General features: G+C 67.1%; 30 protein-coding genes and 2 pseudogenes. 6 read left to right on the top strand and 26 right to left on the bottom strand.

Annotated elements, in window-relative coordinates; genetic code table 11:
* The 4 genes from Q4F04_RS09405 to napH all read left to right on the top strand — a co-directional run.
* Positions 1 to 682 (top strand): methylamine utilization protein MauJ (locus Q4F04_RS09405; protein ID WP_303369571.1); only part of this gene is annotated, 682 nt, incomplete at its 5' end.
* Positions 676 to 1,872 (top strand): cytochrome-c peroxidase, encoded by a 1,197-nt coding sequence (locus Q4F04_RS09400; RefSeq protein WP_303369570.1) that lies wholly within the window; start codon positions 676 to 678, stop codon positions 1,870 to 1,872. The genes Q4F04_RS09405 and Q4F04_RS09400, both read left to right, overlap by 7 nt.
* A 28-nt stretch (positions 1,873 to 1,900) precedes the next feature.
* Complete coding sequence (gene napG / locus Q4F04_RS09395) at positions 1,901 to 2,563, top strand: ferredoxin-type protein NapG (RefSeq protein WP_303369569.1); 663 nt, start codon at positions 1,901 to 1,903, stop codon at positions 2,561 to 2,563.
* Positions 2,560 to 3,504 carry a quinol dehydrogenase ferredoxin subunit NapH gene (gene napH / locus Q4F04_RS09390; RefSeq protein WP_303369568.1) on the top strand — a complete coding sequence of 315 codons (945 nt, stop codon included), beginning with the start codon at positions 2,560 to 2,562 and terminating at the stop codon, positions 3,502 to 3,504. Before napG ends, napH begins: the two co-directional genes overlap by 4 nt.
* Here the strand turns inward: napH and Q4F04_RS09385 are convergent.
* Together Q4F04_RS09385 and Q4F04_RS09380 are read right to left on the bottom strand one after the other, a co-directional pair.
* Positions 3,464 to 4,276 (bottom strand): CoA transferase, encoded by an 813-nt coding sequence (locus Q4F04_RS09385; RefSeq protein ID WP_303369567.1) that lies wholly within the window; start codon positions 4,274 to 4,276, stop codon positions 3,464 to 3,466. The genes napH and Q4F04_RS09385 overlap by 41 nt on opposite strands.
* Positions 4,277 to 4,380: 104 nt before the next feature.
* Positions 4,381 to 5,238, bottom strand: a complete 858-nt coding sequence (locus Q4F04_RS09380; protein WP_303369566.1) for a fumarylacetoacetate hydrolase family protein — start codon at positions 5,236 to 5,238, stop codon at positions 4,381 to 4,383.
* A 181-nt stretch (positions 5,239 to 5,419) separates the two neighbouring features.
* Between Q4F04_RS09380 and Q4F04_RS09375 the strand changes: the two genes are divergently transcribed.
* Entirely contained in the window at positions 5,420 to 7,084 is a 1,665-nt protein-coding gene (locus tag Q4F04_RS09375) for a long-chain fatty acid--CoA ligase (RefSeq protein WP_303369565.1), read from the top strand.
* 45 nt (positions 7,085 to 7,129) lie between these two features.
* Here Q4F04_RS09375 and Q4F04_RS09370 read toward each other — a convergent pair whose 3' ends face one another.
* Positions 7,130 to 8,572, bottom strand: a complete 1,443-nt coding sequence (locus tag Q4F04_RS09370) for an aldehyde dehydrogenase family protein (RefSeq protein ID WP_303369573.1) — start codon at positions 8,570 to 8,572, stop codon at positions 7,130 to 7,132.
* 199 nt (positions 8,573 to 8,771) lie between these two features.
* On the opposite strand from Q4F04_RS09370, the gene Q4F04_RS09365 reads away from it, so the two are divergent.
* Positions 8,772 to 9,428 carry a peroxiredoxin gene (locus Q4F04_RS09365; protein ID WP_303369564.1) on the top strand — a complete coding sequence of 219 codons (657 nt, stop codon included), beginning with the start codon at positions 8,772 to 8,774 and terminating at the stop codon, positions 9,426 to 9,428.
* A 42-nt stretch (positions 9,429 to 9,470) separates the two neighbouring features.
* On the opposite strand, the gene Q4F04_RS09360 is transcribed toward Q4F04_RS09365, so the two are convergent.
* The 23 genes and pseudogenes from Q4F04_RS09360 to tuf all read right to left on the bottom strand — a co-directional run.
* Entirely contained in the window at positions 9,471 to 9,758 is a 288-nt protein-coding gene (locus Q4F04_RS09360; protein ID WP_303369563.1) for a hypothetical protein, read from the bottom strand.
* Between the two features lie 119 nt (positions 9,759 to 9,877).
* Positions 9,878 to 10,063, bottom strand: coding sequence for a 50S ribosomal protein L30 (gene rpmD, locus Q4F04_RS09355; RefSeq protein WP_303369562.1), 186 nt, complete (start codon positions 10,061 to 10,063; stop codon positions 9,878 to 9,880).
* A gap of 11 nt (positions 10,064 to 10,074) precedes the next feature.
* Positions 10,075 to 10,668 carry a 30S ribosomal protein S5 gene (gene rpsE, locus Q4F04_RS09350; RefSeq protein ID WP_303369561.1) on the bottom strand — a complete coding sequence of 198 codons (594 nt, stop codon included), beginning with the start codon at positions 10,666 to 10,668 and terminating at the stop codon, positions 10,075 to 10,077.
* 106 nt (positions 10,669 to 10,774) lie between these two features.
* Positions 10,775 to 11,134 carry a 50S ribosomal protein L18 gene (gene rplR / locus Q4F04_RS09345; RefSeq protein WP_303369560.1) on the bottom strand — a complete coding sequence of 120 codons (360 nt, stop codon included), beginning with the start codon at positions 11,132 to 11,134 and terminating at the stop codon, positions 10,775 to 10,777.
* A gap of 11 nt (positions 11,135 to 11,145) precedes the next feature.
* Positions 11,146 to 11,679 (bottom strand): 50S ribosomal protein L6, encoded by a 534-nt coding sequence (gene rplF, locus Q4F04_RS09340; RefSeq protein ID WP_303369559.1) that lies wholly within the window; start codon positions 11,677 to 11,679, stop codon positions 11,146 to 11,148.
* A 10-nt stretch (positions 11,680 to 11,689) separates the two neighbouring features.
* Positions 11,690 to 12,088, bottom strand: a complete 399-nt coding sequence (gene rpsH / locus Q4F04_RS09335; RefSeq protein WP_182791590.1) for a 30S ribosomal protein S8 — start codon at positions 12,086 to 12,088, stop codon at positions 11,690 to 11,692.
* A gap of 13 nt (positions 12,089 to 12,101) precedes the next feature.
* Positions 12,102 to 12,407, bottom strand: coding sequence for a 30S ribosomal protein S14 (rpsN, locus tag Q4F04_RS09330; protein WP_303369558.1), 306 nt, complete (start codon positions 12,405 to 12,407; stop codon positions 12,102 to 12,104).
* Between the two features lie 21 nt (positions 12,408 to 12,428).
* Positions 12,429 to 12,989, bottom strand: coding sequence for a 50S ribosomal protein L5 (rplE, locus tag Q4F04_RS09325; RefSeq protein WP_303369557.1), 561 nt, complete (start codon positions 12,987 to 12,989; stop codon positions 12,429 to 12,431).
* Positions 12,989 to 13,294, bottom strand: a complete 306-nt coding sequence (gene rplX / locus Q4F04_RS09320) for a 50S ribosomal protein L24 (protein ID WP_303369556.1) — start codon at positions 13,292 to 13,294, stop codon at positions 12,989 to 12,991. The genes rplE and rplX overlap by 1 nt, the downstream gene beginning before the upstream one ends.
* Positions 13,294 to 13,662, bottom strand: coding sequence for a 50S ribosomal protein L14 (rplN, locus tag Q4F04_RS09315; RefSeq protein ID WP_036717337.1), 369 nt, complete (start codon positions 13,660 to 13,662; stop codon positions 13,294 to 13,296). The genes rplX and rplN overlap by 1 nt, the downstream gene beginning before the upstream one ends.
* A gap of 93 nt (positions 13,663 to 13,755) precedes the next feature.
* Positions 13,756 to 14,013: a 30S ribosomal protein S17 gene (rpsQ, locus tag Q4F04_RS09310; protein ID WP_303369555.1), complete on the bottom strand. Its 258-nt coding sequence runs from the start codon at positions 14,011 to 14,013 to the stop codon at positions 13,756 to 13,758.
* An 11-nt stretch (positions 14,014 to 14,024) separates the two neighbouring features.
* The gene (gene rpmC, locus Q4F04_RS09305; RefSeq protein WP_303369572.1) at positions 14,025 to 14,231 is read right to left on the bottom strand and encodes a 50S ribosomal protein L29; all 207 of its coding nucleotides are present in this window, start codon (positions 14,229 to 14,231) and stop codon (positions 14,025 to 14,027) included.
* A 190-nt stretch (positions 14,232 to 14,421) separates the two neighbouring features.
* Positions 14,422 to 14,835: a 50S ribosomal protein L16 gene (gene rplP / locus Q4F04_RS09300; RefSeq protein ID WP_303369554.1), complete on the bottom strand. Its 414-nt coding sequence runs from the start codon at positions 14,833 to 14,835 to the stop codon at positions 14,422 to 14,424.
* 13 nt (positions 14,836 to 14,848) lie between these two features.
* Entirely contained in the window at positions 14,849 to 15,565 is a 717-nt protein-coding gene (gene rpsC, locus Q4F04_RS09295; RefSeq protein ID WP_303369553.1) for a 30S ribosomal protein S3, read from the bottom strand.
* 101 nt (positions 15,566 to 15,666) lie between these two features.
* Positions 15,667 to 16,044: pseudogene (gene rplV / locus Q4F04_RS09290) on the bottom strand (50S ribosomal protein L22); the annotation flags it as partial.
* 6 nt (positions 16,045 to 16,050) lie between these two features.
* Positions 16,051 to 16,329, bottom strand: coding sequence for a 30S ribosomal protein S19 (gene rpsS / locus Q4F04_RS09285; protein ID WP_182791581.1), 279 nt, complete (start codon positions 16,327 to 16,329; stop codon positions 16,051 to 16,053).
* A 3-nt stretch (positions 16,330 to 16,332) separates the two neighbouring features.
* Positions 16,333 to 17,172: a 50S ribosomal protein L2 gene (rplB, locus tag Q4F04_RS09280; RefSeq protein WP_303369552.1), complete on the bottom strand. Its 840-nt coding sequence runs from the start codon at positions 17,170 to 17,172 to the stop codon at positions 16,333 to 16,335.
* A gap of 97 nt (positions 17,173 to 17,269) precedes the next feature.
* Positions 17,270 to 17,569, bottom strand: a complete 300-nt coding sequence (locus Q4F04_RS09275) for a 50S ribosomal protein L23 (protein ID WP_182791579.1) — start codon at positions 17,567 to 17,569, stop codon at positions 17,270 to 17,272.
* Positions 17,569 to 18,228: a 50S ribosomal protein L4 gene (gene rplD / locus Q4F04_RS09270; protein WP_303369551.1), complete on the bottom strand. Its 660-nt coding sequence runs from the start codon at positions 18,226 to 18,228 to the stop codon at positions 17,569 to 17,571. Before rplD ends, Q4F04_RS09275 begins: the two co-directional genes overlap by 1 nt.
* Complete coding sequence (gene rplC, locus Q4F04_RS09265; protein ID WP_303369550.1) at positions 18,225 to 19,082, bottom strand: 50S ribosomal protein L3; 858 nt, start codon at positions 19,080 to 19,082, stop codon at positions 18,225 to 18,227. Before rplC ends, rplD begins: the two co-directional genes overlap by 4 nt.
* Before the next feature lie 11 nt (positions 19,083 to 19,093).
* Positions 19,094 to 19,402 (bottom strand): 30S ribosomal protein S10, encoded by a 309-nt coding sequence (rpsJ, locus tag Q4F04_RS09260; RefSeq protein WP_182791576.1) that lies wholly within the window; start codon positions 19,400 to 19,402, stop codon positions 19,094 to 19,096.
* 177 nt (positions 19,403 to 19,579) lie between these two features.
* Positions 19,580 to 20,221: an HNH endonuclease gene (locus Q4F04_RS09255; protein WP_303369549.1), complete on the bottom strand. Its 642-nt coding sequence runs from the start codon at positions 20,219 to 20,221 to the stop codon at positions 19,580 to 19,582.
* Positions 20,222 to 20,426: 205 nt separating this feature from the next.
* A pseudogene (gene tuf, locus Q4F04_RS09250) lies at positions 20,427 to 20,557 on the bottom strand (elongation factor Tu); the annotation flags it as partial.

Here is a 20,557-nt window from a genome sequence, read left to right as displayed (position 1 = left end):
GACCCTGCATGGCAACGAGGCCGGCAAGCTGGCCGAGGTGATCGTCCGTGTGACGGCCGACTCGGCCAGCGCCGCGCTGGAACGCGCCCATGCGGCCATGACCCGGCGGCTGCTGCGCTATGTGGTGGAAACCGGGCGCGGCATGGCCATCGCGGGCTGGCGGGTGGCCGACATGGCCCATGACGCCCGCTGGCGCTGCACCCCCTTCCGGCCCAGCGCCCTGACGCTGGACCACGGGGCCTTCGCCCCCATGCCCGAGGACCTCGCGCCCCTGGCCGAACTGTTCCAGTCGGCCCGCGCCGCGACCGAGCCGGGGGCAAGGCTGCTGTCGGCATTCGCCCTGCTTCACGCGACGCAGGAAGGCCACCCGGCGCTGGCCCGCGCTGATGCCGCAGGCTTCCGCGTCACGACCGAGATGCTGGTCCATGCGGGCGCCGATGACACGGCGCTGGCGGGCCTGGACCTTCCCGGCCTGCTGGCCGCGCTGCAGCCCTGGCACGACCGGCTGGTCGGGCCGACCGGGATCAGGCGGCCCCTTTGCGACGACCTGACCCAGCGGCAGCGGCTGTCGCGGATGGCGAACCTTGCCGATCTTGCCGCGCACCGGCTGCTTGCCGCCGAGATCCGGGCGCGGGGGACGGCTGCCCCGCAGCCCGCGGAAAGGGAGATGGCGCCATGCTGAGGGCGACGCTTGGTCTGGGCACGGTGATCGCCGCCGGCTGGGCCGCCGTGGCGCTGGCCGCCATCGCCGAGCCGCCCGAAAGGCGCGCGCCCGATCCCGCCCGCCTTGCGGCGCTGGGCGAGCGGCTGTTCTTCGATCCCGCGCTGTCGCGGAACAACTCGCAATCCTGCGCCACTTGCCATGATCCCGCCCGTGCCTTCACCGACCCGCGCGAAGGGAAGGCGGGCCTCGCCGTCTCGGTCGGGGACGACGGCGATTCGCACGGCGACCGCAACACGCCGACGCTGGCCTATGCCAGCTTCAGTCCCGATTTCCACCAGACCGAATCCGGCGACTGGAAGGGCGGGCAGTTCTGGGACGGCCGCGCCGCCAACCTGTTCGAGCAGGCGGGCCAGCCGATGCTGAACCCCGTCGAGATGGCGATGCCCGACAAGCAGACCGTCGCCGCCCGCCTTGCCGCCGATCCCGGCTATCCCGCCGAGTTCGCGGCGCTCTGGGGTCCGGGCGCGCTGGACGACCCGGAAGGCGCCTTCGACGCCGTGGCCGAGGCGCTGGCCGCCTATCAGCAGACGGATGAATTCGCGCCGTTCGATTCCCGCTATGACCGCTGGCTGCGCGGCGAGGAAAAGTTCACCGCGCAGGAGGAATTCGGCCACACCGTCTTCATCACCTGGAACTGCCGGCTCTGCCACATGAGCCGCAAGCAGGGCGTGGCCGAGAAGGAAACCTTCACCAATTACGAATACCACAACATCGGCCTGCCGGTGAACGCCGCCGCGCGGGACGCAAGCGGGCTTGGCGGGGATCACGCGGACCTCGGGCTGCTGGCGCATCCCGGCATCGACGACCCCGCGCAGGCCGGCCGCTTCAAGGTGCCCACGCTGCGCAACGTGGCCGTGACCGCCCCCTACATGCACAACGGCGTCTTCGAGGACCTGCGGACGGCCATCGTCTTCTACAACAAATACACGAGCCGCCGGAAGAACGCGGGCATCAACCCCGAGACGGGCGAGGACTGGGGCCCGCCCGAGGTGGACGCGAATCTCTCGCTGGCCGAGCTTGAATCGGGGCTGATGGTTGACGATGTGCGTGTGGACGCGCTGATCGCGTTTCTCGAAACGCTGACCGACCGCCGCTACGAGCCGCTGCTGGCCGAACAGAAGGCTGCACGCGCCGCCGAGGAGGACTGACCCGCATCGAACCCGGGAGGAGGTGACGATGGCCGGCCCACGCAAGATCACCCGCCGCGCCGCCTTGGGCGAGGTCGCCCGCGTGGGCGGCGCGGCCTGCCTGGCCGGGCTGTCGCTGACGGCGCTGGTGAACATGGCCAGCCGCGCCGATGCCCGCGCCCTGCGGCCTCCGGGGGCGCTGCCCGAGGATGACTTCCTCTCGGCCTGCGTCCGCTGCGGCCTTTGCGTCGAGGCCTGCCCCTATGACACGCTGTCGCTGGCCGAATGGGGCGACGAGGCGGCGGTGGGCACCCCCTTCTTCACCCCGCGCACGACGCCCTGCTTCATGTGCAAGGACGTGCCCTGCGCGCGGGCCTGTCCCACGGGCGCGCTGGACCGTGAGATCCCGGACATCCGCGAGGCCGACATGGGCGTGGCGGTGCTGGTCGGCCATGAGACCTGCCTGAACTACAAGGGCCTCAACTGCAGCATCTGCCACCGCGTCTGTCCGATCCGCAACGAGGCGATCACGCTGGAAAAGGGCGAGATCGACGGCCGCGCCGTGGTCCTGCCGGTGGTCCATTCCGACAAATGCACCGGCTGCGGCACCTGCGAGAAGCATTGCGTCACCGGCCATGCCTCGATCCGCGTGCTGCCGCGTGACTTGGGGCTTGGCGGAGAGGGGCGCAACCGCGCCGGGCGGGCTGCATGATCGGGGGGTTCGACCTCGACGCCCGCAGGCAGTCGGTCGCGGCGCGGGGCTGGTGGCGGTCGCACAAGTGGTGGCTCATGCGCCGGTCCAGCCAGATCACGGCGATGGCCGTCTTCATGCTGGGGCCATGGGCGGGGATCTGGCTGGTGCGGGGGAACTTCGCATCGAGCGACATCCTGGGCGTGCTGCCGCTGTCGGACCCCTATATCCTGCTGCAATCGCTGGCGGCGGGGCATGGGATCGCGCTGACCGCGCTGGTCGGGGCGGCGCTGATCGTCGCGCTTTACCTGATCGTCGGGGGCCGGGCCTATTGCAGCTGGGTCTGCCCGGTCAACGTCGTGACCGACAGCGCCCATTGGCTGCGCGAGAAGACCGGCCTCACCCGCGACCGCAAGCTCGACCGCCGGACGCGGCTGGTGATCCTGGCGGCGACGCTGATGGCGGCGGTGCTGACCGGGCGCATTGCCTGGGAACTGGTCAACCCCGTCAGCATGATGCAGCGGGGGCTGATCACCGGCGTCGGCCTTGGCTGGGGGCTGGTGCTGGCCGTGTTCCTGCTGGACCTGTTCGTGGCGCGGCGTGCCTGGTGCAGCCATCTCTGCCCGGTGGGCGCCTTTTACGGCGTGGTCGGGCGCTTTTCCCTGGCCCGCGTGGCGGCGACCCGGCGGGCGGCCTGCACCGACTGCGCCGCCTGCTTCAACATCTGCCCGGAACCCCATGTCATCGTCCCGGCCCTGAAGGGCGAGGGCAGCCCGGTGATCCGGTCCGGCGACTGCCTGAACTGCGGCGCCTGCATCGATTCCTGCCCGGTGGACGTCTTCCGCATGACCCACCGCTTCGCCGCTGTGGATGAGGGCGTGACGGCCCCGGCGAAACCGCCGCGCGAGCGGCGGGCGCGGGTCACGGCCGGAACGGCTCCAGCGGCAGATCCCGTTCCGTAGCCAAGGCGCGGCATTCGTCCATGGTCAGGCCGGCGAAGAAGCCGGGAATGTCGCCGCCCGCGACCTCGGCCAGCCGGGCCGAGAAATGCGGCTCAAGCGCGGCGCAGGCGACCAGCCCGTCGCGCAGGGCGTGGATGGCGTAGTCCGGCGAGACACCGGACAGAAGCCCGCCATCCACGGTGAAGCCAAGGCGCACCGGCGCGGCAAAGCGGTCCGCCGCCTGCCGCAACCCGATCACGGCATGGCGCTGAGGACGCCCCCGTTCCCGGCCCAGCAGCAGCGTGGCGGCCGCGCCGGCGGCCCGCTCGGCCCCGGCCATGTCGGCGATCACGGCGCGCGGCATCTGCCCGTCCAGCAGCCCCGCCGCGGCCTGATAGGTCAGGTCGTGGCCGGGCAGGTCCGGGGCCTCTTCGTCGCCGACAATCTCGATCCAGCAAAGCCGCGGGTTCATTTCCGCCAGCGCCGGGACGGTGATCCCCAGCCGCCCCAGCGCCGCCCGGCGGTGGCTGGAGATCAGCAGGTCGGCCCCCTTCAGCAGTTCGCGGAACCGCGCCTGCCCTGCATCGGACCGCAGGTCCACCGTCTCGATCTTCGCGGCGCGGTTCAGTTCGGCATACCATTGCGGCATCGCCTGGCCCGTCATGTCGCCCGAGGGCGGCTCGATCTTGACGACCGCCATCCCCTGCCCCGCCAGGATCGCCGCCGCGGCCGGGCCGGGGACATTGGTGGCCATGCAGACGGCGGTCAGGCCGGAAAGCGGCAGGTCGGTCATGGGCGGCGCCTTTCGATGGGTCGCGGCAAGTCTGTCATGCCGGGGCAAGGAGGATCAACAGGGCCGACCTTTGCCATGGCAGGCGCAGGCCCGGCCTGCCCCTCTCAGCCCTGCGCGACCACCTTCTGGGTCTGCACGCCCAAGCCCTCGATCCCCAGCCGCATGACCTCGCCGCCTTTCAGGAAGATCTTGGGGTCCTGCCCCATGCCGACACCCGGCGGCGTGCCGGTGGTGATGATGTCGCCCGGCATCAGCCGCATCAGTCGCGAGCAATAGGCGACCAGTTCCGCCACCCCGAAGACCATCGTCGCGGTCGAGCCGTCCTGATAGCGTTTGCCGTCCACGTCCAGCCAGATCGCCAGCGCCTGCGGATCGGGGATCTCGTCCGCCGTCACCAGCCACGGCCCGATCGGACCGAAGGTGTCGAAGCCCTTGCCCTTGTCCCAGGTGCCGCCGCGCTCAAGCTGCCATTCCCGCTCGCTGATGTCGTTGACGACGCAGTAGCCCGCGACATGCCCGAGGGCCGCATCCACCGGCACGTCCGAGGCGGGCTGGCCGATGACGATGCCAAGCTCGACCTCCCAGTCGGTCTTGGTGGAACCTTTCGGCAGGCGCACCTCGTCGTCGGGACCGGTGATGCAGCTTGTCCATTTGGCGAAGACGATCGGCTCGGTCGGCACCGGCATCCCGGATTCGGCGGCGTGATCGGCATAGTTCAGGCCGATGGCGATGAACTTGCCGACATTCCCCACGCAGGGGCCGAGGCGCAGATCCCCCTGCGGCACCCCTTCGACCAGCGGCAGGTCGGCGGGGTCCAGCGCCGCAAGCCGCGCCAGCCCCTCGGGCGTCAGCGCCTCGCCCGCGATGTCGGCGACATGGGCCGACAGGTCCCGCACCCGCCCCCCGGCATCCAGCAGCCCCGGCTTTTCCGATCCGGCCGGTCCATGGCGCAGCAGTTTCATCTTCCCCTCCGTCAAATCCGGGGCGACGATAGGCAAGGCGGCGGGACGCGGCAATCGGGCATCCGGGCCGCTTTCCGCCAGGCGGACAGGCGGACGCATCGTCGCGGCCGGACGCGCGCCAAAACACTTGCGGCAGGCGGGCTGTGGACGCACTGTCCTGGCGTCAAAAAGGGGGAAAACCATGCTGCTTGGCCAGATGATGCACCAGCCGCTGAGCGTCGGCTCGCTGATCGAACACGCTGCGCGCTATCATGCCGACACGGAAATCGTCTCGGCACTGACCGAGGGCGGATTCGAGCGGACGACATGGGCCGAGGTCGCCGCCAACGCGCACCGGATCGGATCGGCCCTGCGGGGGCGGGGGCTGCAGCCGGGGGACCGGGTGGGGACGCTGGCCTGGAACAACCGGCGGCATCTGGAACTGTATTTCGGCGTACCGGGCATGGGCATGGTCTGCCACACGCTGAACCCGCGCCTCGCGCCCGAACAGCTGGTCTATATCGTCAACCATGCCGCCGACCGCATCCTGTTCATCGAGCGGACCTTCGTGCCCCTGATCGCCTCGGTCCGCGACCAGTTGCCGACCCTGACGGGCATCGTCCTGCTGGGCGGGCGCGACGAGGAACTGGCCGCGCAACTGCCGGGCCTTCTGTTCCACGACGAGCTGCTGGCCGAGGGCGATCCCGCCGCGCCCTTTGCCGAGGTCGATGAAACCTCGCCCTCGTCGCTCTGCTATACCTCGGGGACGACGGGCGAACCCAAGGGTGTGCTTTATTCCCACCGTTCGACGCTGCTGCACGCGCTTTGCGTCAACAACCGCGACGGGCTGGGGATCGGGGCGGCGGATTCGGTGATGCCGGTGGTGCCGATGTTCCACGTCAACGCCTGGGGCATCCCCTACGCCTCGGCCGCCGTCGGCGCGCGGCTGGTGATGCCGGGGCCGCGGCTGGACGGCGACAGCCTCGCGCGGCTGATCATCGACGAAAGCGTGACGCTGGCCGCCGGGGTGCCGACGATCTGGCTGGGGCTGCTGCTGGCGCTGGACGGCATGGACGAGAAGCCCACCACCTTCAAGCGCACCGTGGTCGGCGGCTCGGCCCTGCCGCCGTCGATGCGCGCGGCCTTCCGCGACCGCTACGGGGTCGAACTGATCCATGCCTGGGGGATGACGGAAACAAGCCCCTTGGGCACACTGAACGCGCCCCTGGCCAAGCACCTGTCGCTGCCCTTCGAGGAACAGGACCGCATCGGCAACGGTCAGGGCCGCCCGCCCTATGGGGCCGAGTTGCGGATCGTGGATGCCGAGGGCCGCGTCCTGCCGAATGACGGCGAAACCGAGGGCGAGCTGCAGATCCGCGGCCACTGGGTGCTGGACAGCTATTTCGGGCATGAGAAATCGGCCCTGACCTGGGACGGCTGGTTCGGCACCGGCGACGTGTCCACCATCGACCCGAACGGCTACATGGTGATCCGCGACCGGTCCAAGGACATCATCAAGTCGGGGGGCGAGTGGATTTCCACCGTTGACCTGGAAAACATCGCCGTGGGGCATCCCAAGATCGCCAATGCCGCCGCAATCGCCGCCCGGCATCCGAAATGGGACGAGCGCCCGGTGATCTGCGCGATCAAGCGGCCGCAGTCCGACCTGACCGAGGATGAACTGCTGGCCTGGTATGACGGCAAGGTGCCGCGCTGGCAGCGGCCCGACCGGGTGATCTTCGTGGAAAGCCTGCCGCTGGGTGCGACCGGCAAGATCGTCAAGGCGACCCTGCGCGAGACCTATGGCGACGTGCTGTGGGAGGACGCGATGAAGGAACTGGAAGCCGAGCGCACGGCGCAGGGCTGAGGCATTGCAAAAAGGGCGCCCCTCGGGGCGCCCTTTCTTGCCGGCTCAGGCGTCCTTGTCCCAGCCCGAGATCTGCTTGGAGTCCATGAACTCCTCCAGCCCCCAGACCCCGCCCTCGCGCGCGCGTCCCGAGGCCTTGACGCCGCCGAAGGCGGAACCCCGGCCGCGGCTCACGCCATTCATCTCGATCATCCCCGCCTTGAGCTGCCGCGCCAGCCGGTTGCGCCGGGCGCCGTCCTGCGTCTGGACGTAGTTGGTCAGCCCGTAGATCGTGTCATTGGCCAGGTCGACGGCCTCTTCCTCGCTGTCGAAGGGGGTGATCGACAGCACGGGGCCGAAGATCTCCTGCCGGAAGATGGTCATGTCGCGGGTGACGTCGGCGAAGACCGTGGGGCGGACGAAATAGCCGCGGTTCACGCCCTCGGGTAGGCCGGGGCCGCCGGCAACCAGCCGCGCGCCCTCGTCGATGCCGGTCTGGATCAACCCCTGGATCTTTTCCCACTGCTGCCTACTGACCACGGGACCGATATGCTTGCCCGCATCATGCGCGCTGCCGACGGTGGTTTCCTCGGCCACGCGCTTGGCCGTCTCGATCGCCTGCTCGTAGAAGGAGCGTTCCACCAGCATCCGGGTCGGCGCGTTGCAGGACTGGCCCGAGTTGTAGAAGACATGCCGCGTCCCGCGCGTCACCGCCTTTTCATCGGCATCGGCGAAGACGACGTTCGCGCCCTTGCCGCCTAGTTCCAGCGCGACCTTCTTCAGCGTGTCGGCCGCGGCCTTGGTGATCGCGATGCCTGCGCGGGTCGAGCCGGTGAAGGACACCATGTCCACGTCCGGGTGGGTCGAAAGCTGCGTGCCGACGCCCGCGCCGTCGCCGTTGACGAGGTTGAAGACGCCCTTGGGCAACCCTGCCTCATGGATCATCTCGGCAAAGACCATCGAGGAAACCGGCGCAATTTCCGAGGGCTTCAGCACCACGCTGTTGCCGGCAAGGATCGCCGGAATCACCTTCAGCGTGACCTGGTTCATCGGCCAGTTCCACGGCGTGATGAGACCCACGACGCCGACCGGCTCCCAGGCCACCATGCTGGTCGGGGCGTGATCGCCCAAGGGACGGATGAACTCGAAGTCGCGGAAGCTGTCGATGAAGGTCTCGATATGGAACGAACCCGCCTCGGCCTGGTCGCCCTTCGACATGTCGGTGGGCGCGCCCATCTCGCAGGTCATGGCATGGGCCACGTCGTCGTTGCGGCGCTTGTAGATTTCCAGCAGGCGCTCGGCGAAACCCAGCCGCTCGGCCGGGGAAGTCGCCGCCCAGCCCGGCTGCGCGGCTTTGGCCGCCGCCACGGCACGGTCGGTGTCGGCCTGCCCGCCCAGCGAGATCACCGCAAAGGGCTCCTCGGTCGTCGGGTCGATCACCTCAAGGTCCTGCGCCCGGGCAGGGTCAACCCACTCGCCATCGATGTAGAATTTCCGCTTGTCTGCCAGTTCGGCCATGTCTTTCTCCCTTGCCGGCTTGTTGTCGGGCGACAGCGTTGCACCCAGGCACTTCCGGCGCAAGGTCGGCGGCACTGACGATGTGACCGGTGCCACCGGCGTTCCGCAGGCCGGCCCCTCATGCGCCCGGTGGCATTTTCCCGCCAAGGGCTTATCTCTGCGACAATCCGCCGCTTTGAAGGAACACCCCATGGCCTTGCGCATCAACGACACCGCCCCCGACTTCACCGCCCAGACGACCGAGGGCGAGATCAGCTTCCACGACTGGATGGGCGACAGCTACGCGATCATCTTCAGCCATCCCCGCGACTTCACCCCCGTCTGCACGACCGAGTTCGGCGTCGTGGCGCAACTGGTGCCGGAATTCGAAAAGCGCAACACCAAGGTGCTGGGGGTGTCGGTGGACAGCCTGGAAGACCACGGCAAATGGAAGCGCGACATCGAGGCGGTGGCGGGTTGCCCCGCCAATTTCGCCATGGCGGACGATACCTCGCTGACCATCGCCAAGCTTTACGACATGTTCCCGGCGGATGCCTCGCTGCCCGAGGACCGCACGCCTGCCCATACCGCGACGGTCCGCAGCGTCTTCATCATCGGGCCGGACAGACGGGTGCGGCTGACGATGACCTATCCGATGTCGGTGGGCCGCAACTTCGCGGAAATCCTGCGGGCGCTGGACGCGGTGCAGGCGACGGACGGGGTGCCGATCTCGACCCCGGCCAACTGGAACCCCGGCGAGGACGTGATCGTGGCCCTGTCGCTGAGCGACGAGCAGGCCGAGGAACGCTTCGGCAAGGTGACGAAGACCCTGCCCTACCTGCGCTATGTGGCACAGCCCCAGCGCTGAATCGGAAAACGCCCCGGCAATGCCGGGGCGTTTGCGTTCATGTCAGCCGCAGGTCACGCCGACGAGGCGGCCGCCGCGATCATATTCGAAGTTGAGCCGCGCGGGGTTCACATCCGTGGCAACGGCCTCGCCGCTGCGATAGTGGCGGAACTCGGTGCCCGGCGGCAGGGTGATCGCCGGCGACTGCTGCCCGATATAGGACTGGTAGTCGGCGGCGGTGCACTCAGTCGCGACCGGCGGCACGATGACCGTGGTGGTCGAGGCCGGCTGGGCGCAGGCGGCAAGGACTGCGGTGCCGCCAAGGACGGCAAGAAGGCTCAGGTGGCGCATGGCGTTTCTCCTTTGCTGGGGCGAAACGCCGGACCCCTGTGGATCGGTTCCCTCGGCCCCGCGGTTAAGAGCCCGCGATCAAAGGAAAAGGCCGGGGCGCGAACCCCGGCCTTGCTTCATCAGTTCTTTTCTTCGACGATCTTCGCGAGGTGCGGGATCGCGTTCACCATGCCGCGGATCGCAGGGGTGTCCTGCAGTTCGCGGGTGCGGTGCATCTTGTTCAGCCCAAGGCCCTTCAGCGTCGCGCGCTGTTCCTTGGGGCGGCGGATCGGCGAGCCGATCTGCTTGACGACGATGGTTGCCATCTCGCTTCTCCTCAGGCTTCGGCGACGGCCGGTTCGGCCTCGGCTTGGGCGGGTTTCGCGTCCTGCGAGGGCAGGATCTCGGCGACCTTCTTGCCGCGGCGGCTCGCCACCGAACGGGGCGAGGCCTCGGCCTTCAGGCCATCAAGCGTGGCGCGGATCATGTTGTAGGGGTTCTGCGACCCCAGCGACTTGGCGACCACGTCCTGCACGCCCAGCATCTCGAAGACGGCGCGCATCGGGCCGCCGGCGATGATGCCGGTCCCCGGAACGGCGGTCCGCATCACGACGCGGCCCGCGCCGTGGCGGCCCTCGATGTCGTGGTGCAGCGTGCGGCCGTCGCGCAGCGGCACGCGGATCAGGCCGCGCTTGGCCTGCTCGGTCGCCTTGCGGATGGCTTCCGGCACTTCCTTGGCCTTGCCCTTGCCGAAGCCGACGCGGCCCCGCTGGTCGCCGACGACCACGAGCGCCGCGAAGCCGAAGCGCTTGCCGCCCTTGACGGTCTTCGACACGCGGTTGATCGCGACCAGACGGTCGGCGAATTCCGGGGTTTCGTCCCGGTCCCGGCGGTCGTCGCGGCGACCTCCGCGGTTATCACGTTCTGCCATGAGGCATTCCTTGCATTCGGGCGCAGGGTCCGCGCCGGTTGAGCCGATCCAGGTGGGCCGGAGAGCCCCCGGATCATCGGGGTGGCGTCACCGCCACCCACAGTTGTCAGAACTTCAATCCGCCTTCGCGGGCCGCGTCGGCAAGCGCCTTGATCTTGCCGTGGAACAGGAAGCCGCCGCGGTCGAACACGACCTCTTCGACACCCTTCGCCTTCGCGCGTTCCGCGATGGCCGCGCCGATCCTGGCGGCGGCCTCGACGTTGTTCTTGCCGACCACGCCCAGATCCTTTTCCAAGGTCGAGGCGGAAGCCAGCGTCACGCCCTGCGCGTCGTCGATCAGCTGGACGCTGATGTTCTTCGACGAGCGGTGGACGGACAGGCGCGGACGTCCGGCGGACATCTCGCGCAGTTTGTTCCGCACGCGCAGGCGGCGCTTCTGGAACAGCTCTCTCTTGTTCAGTGCCATGTGCGCGATCCTTACTTCTTCTTGCCTTCCTTGCGGAAGACCTGCTCACCCTTGTAGCGGATGCCCTTGCCCTTGTAGGGCTCGGGTTTCCGCCACTCGCGGATGTTCGCGGCGACCTGGCCGACGACCTGCTGGTCGATGCCTTCGACCACGATCTCGGTCTGCTTGGGCGCGTTGACGGTGACGCCTTCCGGCGCCTCGAAGTTGACGTCGTGGCTGTAGCCCAGAGCCAGCTTCAGGGACTTGCCCTGCATCGAGGCCCGGTAGCCGACGCCCTGGATCTCAAGCTCGCGCCTGAAGCCCGTGGTCACGCCGGTGACGAGGTTTTCGACCATCGACCGCGACATCCCCCACTGCTGACGGGCGCGCTTGGACAGCCCGCGCGGCTTCACCGAAACGGTGCTGCCGTCGAGGACCAGGTCCACGTCGTCCGTCGCGGTGAAGGTCCGCGTGCCCTTGGGACCCTTGACCGAGATGGTCTGGCCCCTGACTTCGGCCGTCACGCCCGAGGGCAGTTCGACCGGCTTCTTACCAATCCGAGACATCCCGCCCCCCTTAGAACACGGTGCAGAGGACTTCGCCGCCGACATTGGCGTTGCGAGCCGCTGCATCCGTCATGACGCCCTTGGGCGTCGACACGATCGAGACGCCGAGGCCATTGCGGACCTGCGGCAGGGCCTTGGCGCCGGCATAGACCCGGCGGCCCGGCTTGGACACGCGGGCAAGCTCGCGGATCACCGGGGTGCCCTCGTAGTATTTCAGGCTGATCTCGATTTCGGTGTGACCGGCGTCGGTCGTCACCTCTTCATAGCCGCGGATATAGCCCTCGGCCTTCAGCACATCCAGAACCCAGGCGCGCAGCTTGCTGGCCGGGGTGCGGACGGTGGATTTCCCGCGCATCTGAGCGTTGCGGATGCGGGTCAGCATATCGCCGAGCGGATCGTTCATCGACATCTGTGCCTCTCCCTTACCAGCTCGACTTCACGAGGCCGGGGATCTGGCCGAACGAACCGAGTTCGCGCAGCATGATCCGCGACACCTTCAGCTTGCGATAATAGGCGCGCGGACGGCCCGTCAGTTCGCAGCGGTTCTTCAGCCGGGTCGGCGAGGAGTTGCGCGGCAGCTCGGCCAGCTTCAGCGTGGCCTTGAAGCGCTCTTCCATCGGCTTCGTCTGGTCGTTGATGATTTCGTTCAGAGCCGCGCGCTTGGGGGCATACTGGGCCACCATCCGCTCGCGCTTCTTCTGACGTTCGATCATGGATTTCTTTGCCATATCGTTCTTCCTTCGCGCGGGTCAGCTGTTGAACGGCATGTTGAAGTGCTTCAGCAGCGCCTTCGCCTCGGCATCGGTCTTCGCATTGGTGGTGATGATGATGTCCATCCCCAGCACCTCGTCGACCTTGTCGAAATTGATCTCGGGAAACACGATCTGTTCCTTGAGCCCCATGGCGTAGTTGCCGCGGCCGTCGAACGACGTGCCCTTGACGCCGCGGAAGTCGCGGACGCGGGGCAGCGCGATGTTGATCAGGCGGTCCAGGAACTCATACATCCGGTCGCCGCGCAGCGTGACCTTGCAGCCGAGCGGCATTTCCTCACGCACGCGGAAGCCGGCGATCGACTTCTTGGCATGGGTGATGACGGCCTTCTGGCCAGCGATCTGGGACAGTTCCTCGGCGGCCTGCTTGACCTTCTTGGTGTCCTTGACCGCCTCGCCCACGCCCATGTTCAGGACGATCTTGTCCAGGCGCGGGATCTGCATGTCGTTCTTGTAACCGAACTCTTCCTTGAGCGCGGCACGGATGCGGTCGCGGTATTCCGCCTTGAGCCGCGGGGTGTAGGTCGCTTGATCCAGCATCAGATCACGTCTCCCGTGGTCTTGGCGAAACGGACCTTCTGGTCGCCTTCCATGCGGAAGCCGACGCGGGTCGGTTTGCCGTTGGCGTCCATCAGCGCGAGGTTCGACAGGTCGATCGGCATGTTCTTGGGAACGCGGCCGCCGGGCGAGGTCTGCGACTGGCGGGTGTGGCGCAGGACGATGTTCACGCCGTCCACGACGGCCTTGTTGTCCTTGGGCATGACCTGCGTGATCTCGCCGGTCTTGCCCTTGTCCTTGCCGGCCAGAACGACGACGCGGTCACCCTTCTTGAGCTTGGCGGCCATCACAGCACCTCCGGCGCAAGCGAGATGATCTTCATGAAGTTCTTGGCGCGCAGCTCGCGCACCACCGGCCCGAAGATGCGGGTGCCGACCGGCTCGCCCTGGTTGTTCAGGATGACGGCGGCATTCGCGTCGAAACGGATCGAGGTGCCGTCCTCGCGCTTCACTTCCTTGGCGGTGCGCACGACGACGGCCTTGCGGACGTCGCCCTTCTTCACGCGGCCGCGCGGAATGGCTTCCTTGACGGAGACGACGATGATGTCGCCGACCGACGCATAGCGCCGGTGCGATCCGCCCAGAACCTTGATGCACTGCACCCGGCGCGCGCCGGAGTTGTCAGCAACATCCAGGTTGGTCTGCATCTGGATCATGGTTTGCTCCCGACCTTTGGGGACCGGTTGCAGTCCCGGCCCCAGGGTTTCGCTATGTCACGGGCGGGCCGGATGGCCCGCCGCGGGTTCGGTTCAGGCCTGAACAGCCTCGGTCGCACTGGCGTCCGTCAGCACGGTCCAGCGCTTGGTCTTGGACATCGGCGCACATTCGATGATGCGGACGGTATCGCCGACCTTGTAGGTGTTGTTCGCGTCATGCGCCCGGTACTTCTTGGACGAGCGGACGATCTTGTGCAGCACGGGATGCTTGAAGCGGCGCTCGACCAGGACGGTGACGGTCTGTTCGTTCTTGTCGCTGGTGACGCGGCCTTGCAGGATGCGTTTGGGCATGAAACCGCTCCTCAGTTCGACGCGGCCGCGTCGGCGGCCTTCTGGTTCATGACGGTCAGCACGCGGGCCACGTCCTTGCGCACCGAACGCATCCGGGCAGTCGATTCGATCTGGCCGGTGGCCTGCTGGAAGCGGAGGTTGAAGGCTTCCTTCTTCAGCGCGACCAGCTGCTCGCGCAGCTGCTCGGGCGTCTTGTCTCTCAGTTCCTGCGCTTTCATGGCGCCTTTCCTTTCAACATCACCGGAGAGCCCCAGCATGACTGGGCCACCCTGATTCCCGGTGGAGTTCGAGATGAAGGGTGGCACATACGGGAAATTTGCCAGCGGGGCAAGGCGAAATGAGAAAAGCCCCACCGTTTCCGGCGGAGCTTTCCGTAACTGCAGGGTGCGTGGTTTCCACGCACCACCCTTACCAGTCTTCGCGATGCACGACGCGGGTCAGGACCGGCAGCTTCTGCGCGCCGAGGCGCAGGGCCTCGCGGGCGATCTCGTCATCGACGCCGTCGATCTCGAACATGATCCGGCCGGGGTGGACACGGGCGGCCCAGAAATCGACCGAACCCTTGCCCTTGCCCATCCGCACTTCGGTCGGTTTCGACGACACCGGCACGTCCGGGAAGATGCGGATCCAGACGCGGCCCTGGCGCTTCATGTGACGGGTGATCGCGCGGCGGGCCGCCTCGATCTGACGCGCGGTGACGCGCTCGGGTTCCGTCGCCTTCAGCGCGTAGGAGCCGAAGTTCAGGTTGAACCCGCCCTTGGCCTCGCCGTGGATGCGGCCCTTGTGCTGTTTGCGGAACTTGGTCCGTTTCGGTTGCAGCATTGTTCCCTACTCCTCAGCGCGCGTCGCGGTCGCGGCGCGGACCGCGGGCCCCCGGACCTTCCTGCGCCTCGGTGGCGCGGCGGTCATGGGCCTGCGGATCGTGTTCCATGATCTCGCCCTTGAAGATCCAGACCTTGACCCCGATGATCCCATAGGGCGTCTTGGCCTCGCTCAGCGCATAGTCCATGTCGGCGCGCAGCGTGTGCAGCGGCACCCGGCCTTCACGATACCATTCAGTCCGCGCGATCTCGGCGCCGCCAAGGCGGCCCGCGACGTTGACGCGGATGCCAAGGGCACCCATGCGCATGGCGTTCTGCACCGCGCGCTTCATGGCGCGGCGGAACGAGACCCGGCGTTCCAGCTGCTGGGCGATCGACTCGGCCACCAGTTGGGCGTCCAGTTCGGGCTTGCGGACCTCGACGATGTTGAGGTGCAGTTCCGAGTCAGTGAAGTTCGCGAGCTTCTTGCGCAGCGTCTCGATGTCGGCGCCCTTGCGGCCGATGATGACGCCCGGACGGGCGGCATGGATCGTCACGCGGCACTTGCGGTGCGGGCGCTCGATGATGACGCGGCTGACGCCGGCCTGCTTGGCTTCATCGTGGATGAACTCGCGGATCTTCACGTCCTCAAGCAGCAGGTTGCCGAAGTCCTTGCTTTCGGCGAACCAGCGGCTGTCCCAGGTGCGGTTGACCTGCAGGCGCATCCCGATGGGGTTGACCTTCTGACCCATTACGCGAGCTCCTCGGCAGCGGCTTCGGGGGTGGCGGTGACTTCGGCCTGACGGTTCGAAGCCGTGCGCTTCTGCGACTTCGCCGCCTTCTTGGCAGCCTCGGCGGCAGCGTCGATCTCGCGCACCGTGATGGTGATTTCCGAGAACGGCTTCATGATCTTGCCGAACCGGCCACGCGCGCGCGGACGGCCGCGCTTCAGCACCATGTTCTTGCCGACCCAGGCCTCGGCGACGACCAGCTGGTCGACGTCCAGGTTGTGGTTGTTCTCGGCATTGGCGATCGCCGACTGCAGGCACTTCTTCACGTCACCCGCGATGCGGCGCTTCGAGAAGGTGAGATCGGCCAGAGCCTTTTCGACCTTCTTGCCGCGGATCATGGCGGCGACGAGATTCAGTTTCTGCGGCGAGGTGCGAAGCATCTTGGTCTTCGCCATCGCCTCGTTGTCCGCCACGCGGCGCGGATTGTTTTCCTTACCCATGACGGTTTACTTCCTTTTCGCTTTCTTGTCGGCCGCGTGACCGTAATAGGTCCGCGTCGGCGAATATTCACCGAATTTCTGGCCGATCATTTCCTCGGAGACGTTCACGGGGATATGCTTGTGCCCGTTGTAGACGCCAAAGGTGAGGCCCACGAATTGCGGCAGGATGGTCGAACGGCGCGACCAGATCTTGATGACCTCGGACCGACCCGAGTCGCGCGCCTTTTCGGCCTTGCGCAGGACATAGGCGTCGACGAACGGGCCTTTCCAAACAGAACGTGACATGGATCAGCGCCCCTTCTTTTTCGCGTGGCGCGACCGCAGGATGTACTTGTCGGTCGACTTGTTGGAACGAGTGCGCTTGCCCTTGGTGGGCTTGCCCCAGGGGGTCACGGGGTGACGGCCGCCCGAAGTCCGGCCCTCACCACCACCATGCGGGTGGTCGATCGGGTTCATGGCAACGCCGCGGACAGTCGGGCGAACGCCCAGATGCCGCATCCGGCCGGCCTTGCCGAAGTTCTGGTTGGAATGGTCGGGGTTCGACACGGCGCCGATGGTCGCCATGCATTCCTGGCGCACCAGCCGCAGCTCGCCCGAGGACAGGCGGATCTGCGCATAGCCGCCGTCACGGCCCACGAACTGCGCGTAGGTGCCGGCGGAACGGGCCAGCTGGCCGCCCTTGCCTGGCTTCAGTTCCACGTTGTGGACGATCGTGCCGATCGGCATCCCCGAAAAGGGCATCGCGTTGCCGGGCTTGATGTCGGCCTTGCGCGAGGCGACGACCTTGTCGCCGACGGCCAGACGCTGCGGGGCAAGGATATAGGCCTGCTCGCCATCCTCATAGCGGACCAGCGCGATGAAGGCGGTGCGGTTCGGGTCGTATTCGATCCGTTCCACGGTGGCGGCGACGTCCAGCTTGGTGCGGCGGAAATCGATCACGCGGTAAAGCCGCTTGGCCCCACCGCCCTTATGCCACATCGTGATCCGTCCGGTGTTGTTCCGGCCGCCCGTCTTGGTCAAACCTTCGGTGAGGGTCTTGACGGGGCGGCCTTTCCAAAGCTCCGAACGGTCGATCAGTACCAGCCCGCGCTGGCCAGGCGTCGTCGGTTTGTACGACTTGAGTGCCATGGTTTCTGTCTTCCGTTTGCCTTGGACCAAAGGTCCGTTTCATTCGAAAAGCACCACGGCCCCCGAGAGTCCCGGGGACCGCAGATTACTGCCCTTGTCAGAGGCCGGTGTTCACGTCGATGCTGTTGCCAGCCTCGAGCATGACATAGGCCTTCTTGACGTCCGAGCGGACGCCGGGGCGGCCGCGGAAGCGCTTGGTCTTGCCCTTGGTCAGAACGGTGTTGACCGCCTTGACCTTGACGTTGAACAGCGCCTCGACGGCGTCCTTGATCTGTGGCTTGCTGGCCGATTTCTGCACCTCGAAGGTGACGGCATTGGCAAGCTCGCCCGCCATGGTCGCCTTTTCGGTGATGATCGGCTTGACGATCACATCGTAATGTTCGGGTTTCGCAGCCATCACACGGTCGCTCCTTGATCGGCAGCGGCAGCCTGCGCGCCGTTCAGCCGGGCCTGCAGCGCCTCGACACCCGCGCGCGTGATCACCAGCGTGTCGCGCTTGAGGATGTCATAGACGTTGGCGCCCATCGAGGGCAGGACATCCACGCCGTCCAGGTTACGGGCGGCGCGGGCGAAGTTCTCGTTCACCTCGGCACCGTCGATGACCAGGACGCGCTTCCACCCCTGTTCCTTAACCGCCTTGGCCAGAACCGAGGTCTTGGCATCGGCGAGGTCCAGGTTCTCCACCACGACCAGCTTGCCGCGCGAGGCTTTCGCCGACAGCGCGTGGCGCAGGCCCAGGGCGCGCACCTTCTTGGGCAGGTCGAAGGCGTGGCTGCGCGGGGTTGGGCCGGCATAAACGCCACCCTTGCGGAAGATCGACGCCTTGCGCGAGCCGTGGCGGGCGCCGCCCGTGCCCTTCTGGCGATAGATCTTCTTGGTCGAGTAGCTGACGTCGGACTTGCCCAGCACGGAATGGGTGCCGGCCTGCGCCTTCGCCCGCTGCCAGCGGACCACACGCTGCAGGATGTCCGCACGCGGCTCCAGCCCGAAGATTTCGTCGGGCAGCTCGATGTCCCCGGCCTTGCCCGAGGAAAGCGAAATCACGTCGAGTTTCATTTGCTCTCGTCTCCTTCGGGGGCAGCGGCGTCGCCCTCGGCAGCGGTGGAGGCCTGAGCTTCGGCCAGCGCGGCCTCCTGGGCGGCGGCTTCGGCTTCGGCCGCGGCGAGACGCGCGGCTTCTTCCTCGGCAGCGGCCTGGGCGGCGGCTTCCTCGGCCAGACGCTTGGCTTCACGCTCGGCGGACCGCAGCGCGGCCGGATAGATCGTGTTCTCTGGCGCCGGCTTCTTCACGGCGTCCTTGATCGTGACCCAGCCGCCCTTTGAACCGGGAACCGAGCCCTTGACCATGATCAGCCCGCGGTCGGCATCGGTGCGCACGACTTGCAGGTTCTGGGTCGTGACGCGCACGGCACCCAGATGGCCGGCCATCTTCTTGCCCTTGAACACCTTGCCGGGGTCCTGGCACTGGCCGGTGGACCCATGCGAACGGTGGCTGATCGACACGCCGTGCGAGGCGCGCAGACCGCCGAAGTTGTGCCGCTTCATCGCACCGGCAAAGCCCTTGCCGATCGAGGTGCCCGCGATGTCGACGAACTGGCCCGCGAAGTAATGGGCGGCGATAATTTCTTCGCCCACGGGGACCAGGTTGTCCTCGGACACCCGGAATTCGACGATCTTGCGCTTGGGCGCGACATTGGCCTTGGCGTAATGGCCGCGCATCGGGGCAGTCACGTTCTTCGGCTTCGCGTCGCCCGCGCCCAGTTGCAGTGCGACATATCCGTCGGTCTCGTTGGTGCGCTGCGCGACAACCTGAAGGTTGTCGAGTTGCAGCACCGTGACGGGCACCTGACGGCCGTCTTCCAGGAACAGCCGGGTCATGCCCAGCTTCTTGGCGATAACACCAGTCCGCATGACGATCCCCCTCAGACCTTGATCTCGACGTCCACGCCGGCGGCGAGGTCGAGCTTCATCAGGGCGTCAACGGTCTGGGGCGTCGGGTCGACGATGTCCAGCAGCCGCTTGTGCGTGCGGATTTCCCACTGGTCGCGCGACTTCTTGTCGATGTGCGGACCACGCAGGACGGTGAATTTCTCGATCTTGTTCGGCAGCGGAATGGGGCCGCGAATGGTCGCGCCGGTCCGCTTGGCGGTGTTGACGATCTCGGCGGTGCTGGCGTCCAGCACGCGATAATCGAACGCCTTGAGCCGGATACGGATGGTCTGGCTTTGCATCAAAGCATCCCTCGAAACGGGGATTTCAGTCGAGAGGCTGACGTCGCACCATACGGCGCCAGCATCGGACCTTGGAAAAACTGCAAGGCCGCCCCCATAACGGGCGGCCCTGTCAGATGCAACCGATTCTGCGTGACCGGCGGCGATGGGGGCTTATGGCGGGCTGAGGCACGCGTGTCAAGTAACGGTCAGCGTCCGAGGGGTAACGCGGCGCAGGCGCTGAAGGCCGTCCCAGTCGGTCGGCAGGGGATCCCGGTCGCGCGGATCGGAAAGGCCAAGCTGGCGAAGCGTGTAGCCATGCTTGGCGAAATTGCACAAGCCGCAGGTGATCACGACGTTATCGGCTTCCGACCTGCCTCCGTGGCTGTGGGGCACGACATGGTCGTACTGCAGCCACAGGGCGGCAAAGCCCGCGTGCTGGCGGCGCAGGTCGCGGCTGTCCCACGGAACCGCTTCGGGATAAAGCGCGTGGGCGCGTTTGCGGACACGTGCGTCAATGACGGGCAGCCCGCAGTATCGGCAGCGATAGCCGTCCCGCGCGAGGACCTGAGCGCGCACGGCTGCGCCAATGGCGCGATCCCTGTCACGCTCCGCGCGTGGGATAACGCTGCTGTCGCCTGCAGGCGCGGCCTCAACGACGTTCTTCTCGACGTCATACCAGCAGGGATTCAGCCAGAAGAAGACGGCGAGATTGTCGGCAGCCTTGAAGTGGCTATCGGCGGTGGCATGGTCGCCGACCAGATGGGCATCGACCGCCTTGGCCAAGCTGCTGCAGGCCGCGAAGACTGCAGGAATTGGGGTCTTGATACAGGTTTTCATCAGCCCGATGGGGTTGCGTGGTGAAAACAGGCAAGCCGAAGCCGAAGTTCGGTGCAACGAAAATTGCTTGCGGTGTCGGTTTGCCTTCCTTGCAGGCAAAAAGCCCGCCCCTTCCGGGACGGGCCTTTGGTCTTGCGCGAGGTGCGTGCAAGCACGCACCATACGGGGCGCAAGGTGCGTGGAGACCACGCACCCTACCGTGCAATCACTCGAGGATCTTCGACACGACGCCCGCGCCGACGGTGCGGCCACCTTCGCGGATGGCGAAGCGCAGCTTCTCCTCCATCGCGATGGGCGCGATCAGCTCGACCTCGAACTTCAGGTTGTCGCCCGGCA

It is taken from the genome of Paracoccus sp. (in: a-proteobacteria) (genome assembly GCF_030536915.1).
In the GTDB taxonomy this organism is placed as follows: Bacteria; Pseudomonadota; Alphaproteobacteria; order Rhodobacterales; family Rhodobacteraceae; genus Paracoccus.
Note: the sequence above shows the minus strand (reverse complement) of the source record. Positions and strands in the feature narration are given on the sequence as shown.

Coding starts and splice junctions, on each gene's coding strand:
- Q4F04_RS09380 (WP_303369566.1), bottom strand. CDS start 5,238: ATGAAACTGCTGCGCCATGGACCGGCCGGATCGGAAAAGCCGGGGCTG.
- rplR (WP_303369560.1), bottom strand. CDS start 11,134: ATGGCACTGAACAAGAGAGAGCTGTTCCAGAAGCGCCGCCTGCGCGTG.
- rpsN (WP_303369558.1), bottom strand. CDS start 12,407: ATGGCAAAGAAATCCATGATCGAACGTCAGAAGAAGCGCGAGCGGATG.
- Q4F04_RS09360 (WP_303369563.1), bottom strand. CDS start 9,758: ATGCGCCACCTGAGCCTTCTTGCCGTCCTTGGCGGCACCGCAGTCCTT.
- rplD (WP_303369551.1), bottom strand. CDS start 18,228: ATGAAACTCGACGTGATTTCGCTTTCCTCGGGCAAGGCCGGGGACATC.
- rplE (WP_303369557.1), bottom strand. CDS start 12,989: ATGCTGGATCAAGCGACCTACACCCCGCGGCTCAAGGCGGAATACCGC.
- rpsH (WP_182791590.1), bottom strand. CDS start 12,088: ATGTCGATGAACGATCCGCTCGGCGATATGCTGACCCGCATCCGCAAC.
- rpmD (WP_303369562.1), bottom strand. CDS start 10,063: ATGGCAACCATCGTCGTCAAGCAGATCGGCTCGCCGATCCGCCGCCCC.
- rplX (WP_303369556.1), bottom strand. CDS start 13,294: ATGGCCGCCAAGCTCAAGAAGGGTGACCGCGTCGTCGTTCTGGCCGGC.
- rplN (WP_036717337.1), bottom strand. CDS start 13,662: ATGATCCAGATGCAGACCAACCTGGATGTTGCTGACAACTCCGGCGCG.
- napH (WP_303369568.1), top strand. CDS start 2,560: ATGATCGGGGGGTTCGACCTCGACGCCCGCAGGCAGTCGGTCGCGGCG.
- rpmC (WP_303369572.1), bottom strand. CDS start 14,231: ATGAAAGCGCAGGAACTGAGAGACAAGACGCCCGAGCAGCTGCGCGAG.
- Q4F04_RS09365 (WP_303369564.1), top strand. CDS start 8,772: ATGGCCTTGCGCATCAACGACACCGCCCCCGACTTCACCGCCCAGACG.
- Q4F04_RS09375 (WP_303369565.1), top strand. CDS start 5,420: ATGCTGCTTGGCCAGATGATGCACCAGCCGCTGAGCGTCGGCTCGCTG.
- rplF (WP_303369559.1), bottom strand. CDS start 11,679: ATGTCTCGGATTGGTAAGAAGCCGGTCGAACTGCCCTCGGGCGTGACG.
- rpsE (WP_303369561.1), bottom strand. CDS start 10,668: ATGGCAGAACGTGATAACCGCGGAGGTCGCCGCGACGACCGCCGGGAC.
- rpsJ (WP_182791576.1), bottom strand. CDS start 19,402: ATGCAAAGCCAGACCATCCGTATCCGGCTCAAGGCGTTCGATTATCGC.
- rpsQ (WP_303369555.1), bottom strand. CDS start 14,013: ATGCCCAAACGCATCCTGCAAGGCCGCGTCACCAGCGACAAGAACGAA.
- rplB (WP_303369552.1), bottom strand. CDS start 17,172: ATGGCACTCAAGTCGTACAAACCGACGACGCCTGGCCAGCGCGGGCTG.
- rplC (WP_303369550.1), bottom strand. CDS start 19,082: ATGCGGACTGGTGTTATCGCCAAGAAGCTGGGCATGACCCGGCTGTTC.
- rpsS (WP_182791581.1), bottom strand. CDS start 16,329: ATGTCACGTTCTGTTTGGAAAGGCCCGTTCGTCGACGCCTATGTCCTG.
- rplP (WP_303369554.1), bottom strand. CDS start 14,835: ATGCTGCAACCGAAACGGACCAAGTTCCGCAAACAGCACAAGGGCCGC.
- napG (WP_303369569.1), top strand. CDS start 1,901: ATGGCCGGCCCACGCAAGATCACCCGCCGCGCCGCCTTGGGCGAGGTC.
- Q4F04_RS09400 (WP_303369570.1), top strand. CDS start 676: ATGCTGAGGGCGACGCTTGGTCTGGGCACGGTGATCGCCGCCGGCTGG.
- Q4F04_RS09275 (WP_182791579.1), bottom strand. CDS start 17,569: ATGGCTGCGAAACCCGAACATTACGATGTGATCGTCAAGCCGATCATC.
- rpsC (WP_303369553.1), bottom strand. CDS start 15,565: ATGGGTCAGAAGGTCAACCCCATCGGGATGCGCCTGCAGGTCAACCGC.
- Q4F04_RS09255 (WP_303369549.1), bottom strand. CDS start 20,221: ATGAAAACCTGTATCAAGACCCCAATTCCTGCAGTCTTCGCGGCCTGC.
- Q4F04_RS09385 (WP_303369567.1), bottom strand. CDS start 4,276: ATGACCGACCTGCCGCTTTCCGGCCTGACCGCCGTCTGCATGGCCACC.